Source organism: Nitrospina gracilis 3/211 (genome assembly GCF_000341545.2).
Lineage (GTDB): Bacteria > Nitrospinota > Nitrospinia > Nitrospinales > Nitrospinaceae > Nitrospina > Nitrospina gracilis.
The window spans coordinates 2,181,130-2,184,334 of record NZ_HG422173.1; the positions used below are offsets into that span (position 1 = coordinate 2,181,130).

5 protein-coding genes are annotated in these 3,205 nt (G+C 52.3%); all 5 read left to right on the forward strand.

Features of this window, described 5'->3' with window-relative positions; translation table 11 throughout:
• On the forward strand, positions 1–500 hold a 500-nt coding region (locus tag TX82_RS10330; protein ID WP_042251062.1), incomplete at its 5' end, for an ABC transporter ATP-binding protein.
• Positions 501–511: 11 nt separating this feature from the next.
• On the forward strand, positions 512–1,558 hold the full coding sequence (locus tag TX82_RS10335; protein WP_005010135.1) for a 3-oxoacyl-ACP synthase III: 1,047 nt from the start codon (positions 512–514) through the stop codon (positions 1,556–1,558).
• Complete coding sequence (locus TX82_RS10340; protein ID WP_005010136.1) at positions 1,552–2,442, forward strand: alpha/beta fold hydrolase; 891 nt, start codon at positions 1,552–1,554, stop codon at positions 2,440–2,442. The genes TX82_RS10335 and TX82_RS10340 overlap by 7 nt, the downstream gene beginning before the upstream one ends.
• A 99-nt stretch (positions 2,443–2,541) precedes the next feature.
• On the forward strand, positions 2,542–2,964 hold the full coding sequence (locus TX82_RS17035; RefSeq protein ID WP_005010138.1) for a MerR family transcriptional regulator: 423 nt from the start codon (positions 2,542–2,544) through the stop codon (positions 2,962–2,964).
• The coding region (locus TX82_RS16535) for a DF family (seleno)protein (protein ID WP_042252425.1) at positions 2,961–3,205 on the forward strand (245 nt) is incomplete at its 3' end. The genes TX82_RS17035 and TX82_RS16535, both read left to right, overlap by 4 nt.

Genomic DNA, 3,205 nt, shown 5'->3' on the forward strand with positions numbered 1-3,205 from the left:
ACCTGGCCCTGGTGACGCAGGAAACGTTTTTGTTTAACGACACCATCTGGGCGAACATCGGTTACGGGAACCCGGAAGCAACACGAGAGGACATCGTCCGCGCCGCGCAGGCCGCGCACGTGGATACCTATGTGCAGGCTTTGGATGACGGCTACGACACCATCATCGGCGAACGTGGATTGAAGCTTTCCGGGGGGCAACGCCAGCGCATCGCCATCGCGCGTGCCATCGTGCGCAACGCACCCATTCTGGTTCTGGACGAAGCGACTTCGGCGCTTGATTCCGAATCAGAAAAATTGGTGCAGGACGCCCTCAACAACCTGATGGAACACCGCACCACGTTTGTTATCGCTCACCGCTTCTCCACCATCAAACACGCCGACCGCATCATCGTCCTCGAACACGGGGAGATGGTAGGGCAGGGCAACCACGAGCAGTTGCTGGAACAATGCCCGCAATACCAGAAGTATTACGAGATGCAGATCATCGGTTCCTCATGAGGCGTTGAGTTATGCGATTTGAAAACGTGTGCATCGAATCGATCGGTTACCACCTGCCGGAAAACATCGTCCGCTCGGATGAACTGGAACACCGCCTGCAACCGCTTTACGACCGGTTCAAATTGAACGTCGGGCGGCTGGAACTGATGAGCGGCATCCGTGAGCGGCGATTCTGGGACAAGGGAACATTTCCCAGCACTGTCGCCTCCAAAGCGGGAGAGGACGCACTCGCCCGCACTCCTTTGGACCGGAAGGAAATCGGCGCTCTCATTTGTGGATCGGTGAGCCGCGATTTTCTGGAACCCGCAACGGCTTCCGTTGTGCACCACAATCTCAAGCTGAATCCCGATTCCATTTTCTACGATGTGTCCAACGCCTGTCTGGGTGTATTGAATGGCATGGTGCAGGTAGCGAACATGATCGACCGCGGACAAATACGGGCGGGATTGATCGTCTCCGGGGAAAACGGCGGTCCGCTTGTGGACCACACCATCGAGACATTGTTGGCCGATCCCGATCCAACACGCAACAAGATCAAAACCGCCTTCGCGTCGCTCACCATCGGGTCCGCCGCCGTAGCTGTTCTTCTCGTTCACAAGGATCTGACAAACACCGGGCACCGCCTGACCGGGGGCGCTTACCGTTCCGCAACACAGTTCAATCACCTCTGCCAGGGCAATCAGGATTCCGGCATGGGAGGCGATGCGGCTCCGCTCATGCAGACCGATTCCGAAACGCTCATGAGGGAAGGTTGCGAACTGGCCCGGGAAACCTGGGAGGTGTTTAAAAACAATCTCGGGTGGACCAACAAAAGTGTCGACCGCATCTTCTGTCACCAGGTCGGTCACCTGCACCGCAAGCTCCTTTACGAAACCCTTGAACTGGATCTGGAAAAGGATTTTTCAACCCTTGAGTTTCTAGGCAATACCGGATCGGCGGCCTTGCCTGTGACATTGGCTTTGGGAATTGAAGAGAAGATTATTCAACCCGGGAATAAAATCGGCCTTCTTGGAATCGGCAGTGGATTGAGTTGCGTCATGCTGGGGGCGGAATGGTGACGGAAGTCTCCATTGATGGTTTACAAACAATTTATCCCTTCGAGTCGCATTACCTGGACTTGAATGGCCTTCGATATCATTATTTGGACGAAGGGCAGGGCGAGGTCCTGCTCATGCTTCACGGAAATCCCACCTGGTCGTTTTATTATCGAAACCTGATTCGCGCCTTTCGCAGTCAATACCGGTGTGTGGTCCCCGACCACATGGGTTGTGGCCTGTCCGACAAACCCCAGGATTACAATTACACATTGAACCAGCACATCGATAATGTGGAACAGCTGGTGGAGCACCTTCAACTCGATAACATCACGCTGGTTCTGCATGACTGGGGCGGAGCGATCGGGATGGGCTTGGCGGTGCGTCACCCCGATAAAATAAAACGCCTGGTCGTATTCAACACCGCCGCCTTTCTGGCAGACAGCATCCCCTTCAGCATCAATTTGTGCCGAAAACCTTTCATTGGAGAGGTGGCCATATTGCAATGGAACCTTTTCGCCAGGATGGGGCTGGTTTGGGCAACCAAACAACGCCACCGACTGACGGCCGACGTGCGGAAAGGCTACCTGGCACCCTACAACAGTCCTGAGAATCGCATTGCCAATCTCCGCTTTGTTCAGGACATCCCAATGGACCCTTCCGTTCCGAGTTATTCCGTAGTGGAACACATTGAATCAAGGCTGGGCTTTTTTCGTGATCGCCCGGTCCTTGTGGTTTGGGGAATGAAGGATTTCTGCTTCAACGAAGACTTTCTGGACCGGTGGAAAACCTATTTCCCAGACGCCGAAATTCATGAAGTGGAGGAGGCCGGTCATTATATTGTGGAAGATGCTTATGAGGATATCATTCCGTGGATGCTCAATTTTTTCAAAAGGAACGAGGTGTAAAAAGGGTCAGATTACCACTTTTATGGTAAAATAAATGAAAAAAGTTTGACCCAGTTTCAGGGTACAGGGCCTATATTCAAATTAGAAGGAGGGCCCTTTATGGACACCTTTACCCGAAGCGAACTGGCGAAAATGGTGGGTGTGAATAAGGAAACCCTTCGCTACTATGAAACCCGCAATCTGATCGATCCGCCCCTGCGGTCGCGATCCGGTTACCGTTTATACAGTAACGAAGACGCCCGCCGTATCCTGTTCATCAAGAACGCCCAGAAGCTGGGTTTTTCCCTGGATGAGATCCACGAAATACTGAACTTGCAAAACCACCGAAAAAATCCCCGCCAGACAGCAATGCAAAAAGCCCAGACTAAAAGAAAAATCATCGATATAAGAATTGAGAAACTGAATCACCTGCGGAATGCGATTGATCGCATGATAAAAGCCAGTGATGAAAATCAAACGCAAACTCCCATATCCATTCTCGCTTATCTTGAGGAGGGAACGTTTTTTTCCGAAGATTTATGAAAATTGAATTGCTCTATTTTGAAAACTGCCCCAACTCGAAACCCGCGTTGGAGCTTTTGCAGGATGTCATACGTCAGGAGGGTTTAAATTTTCCCGTCCAGTCCATTGCCGTCGAAACTCTGGATGATGCCGAAAAACACCGGTTCCCCGGGTCACCGACTATCCGGATAGATGGGCTTGACGTCGAGGGCGAGGTCCGGTATCCGTTCGGTCTTGGATGCCGCATTTATTTGGTGGATGG

Coding starts and splice junctions, on each gene's coding strand:
- TX82_RS17035 (WP_005010138.1), top strand. CDS start 2,542: ATGGACACCTTTACCCGAAGCGAACTGGCGAAAATGGTGGGTGTGAAT.
- TX82_RS10335 (WP_005010135.1), top strand. CDS start 512: ATGCGATTTGAAAACGTGTGCATCGAATCGATCGGTTACCACCTGCCG.
- TX82_RS10340 (WP_005010136.1), top strand. CDS start 1,552: ATGGTGACGGAAGTCTCCATTGATGGTTTACAAACAATTTATCCCTTC.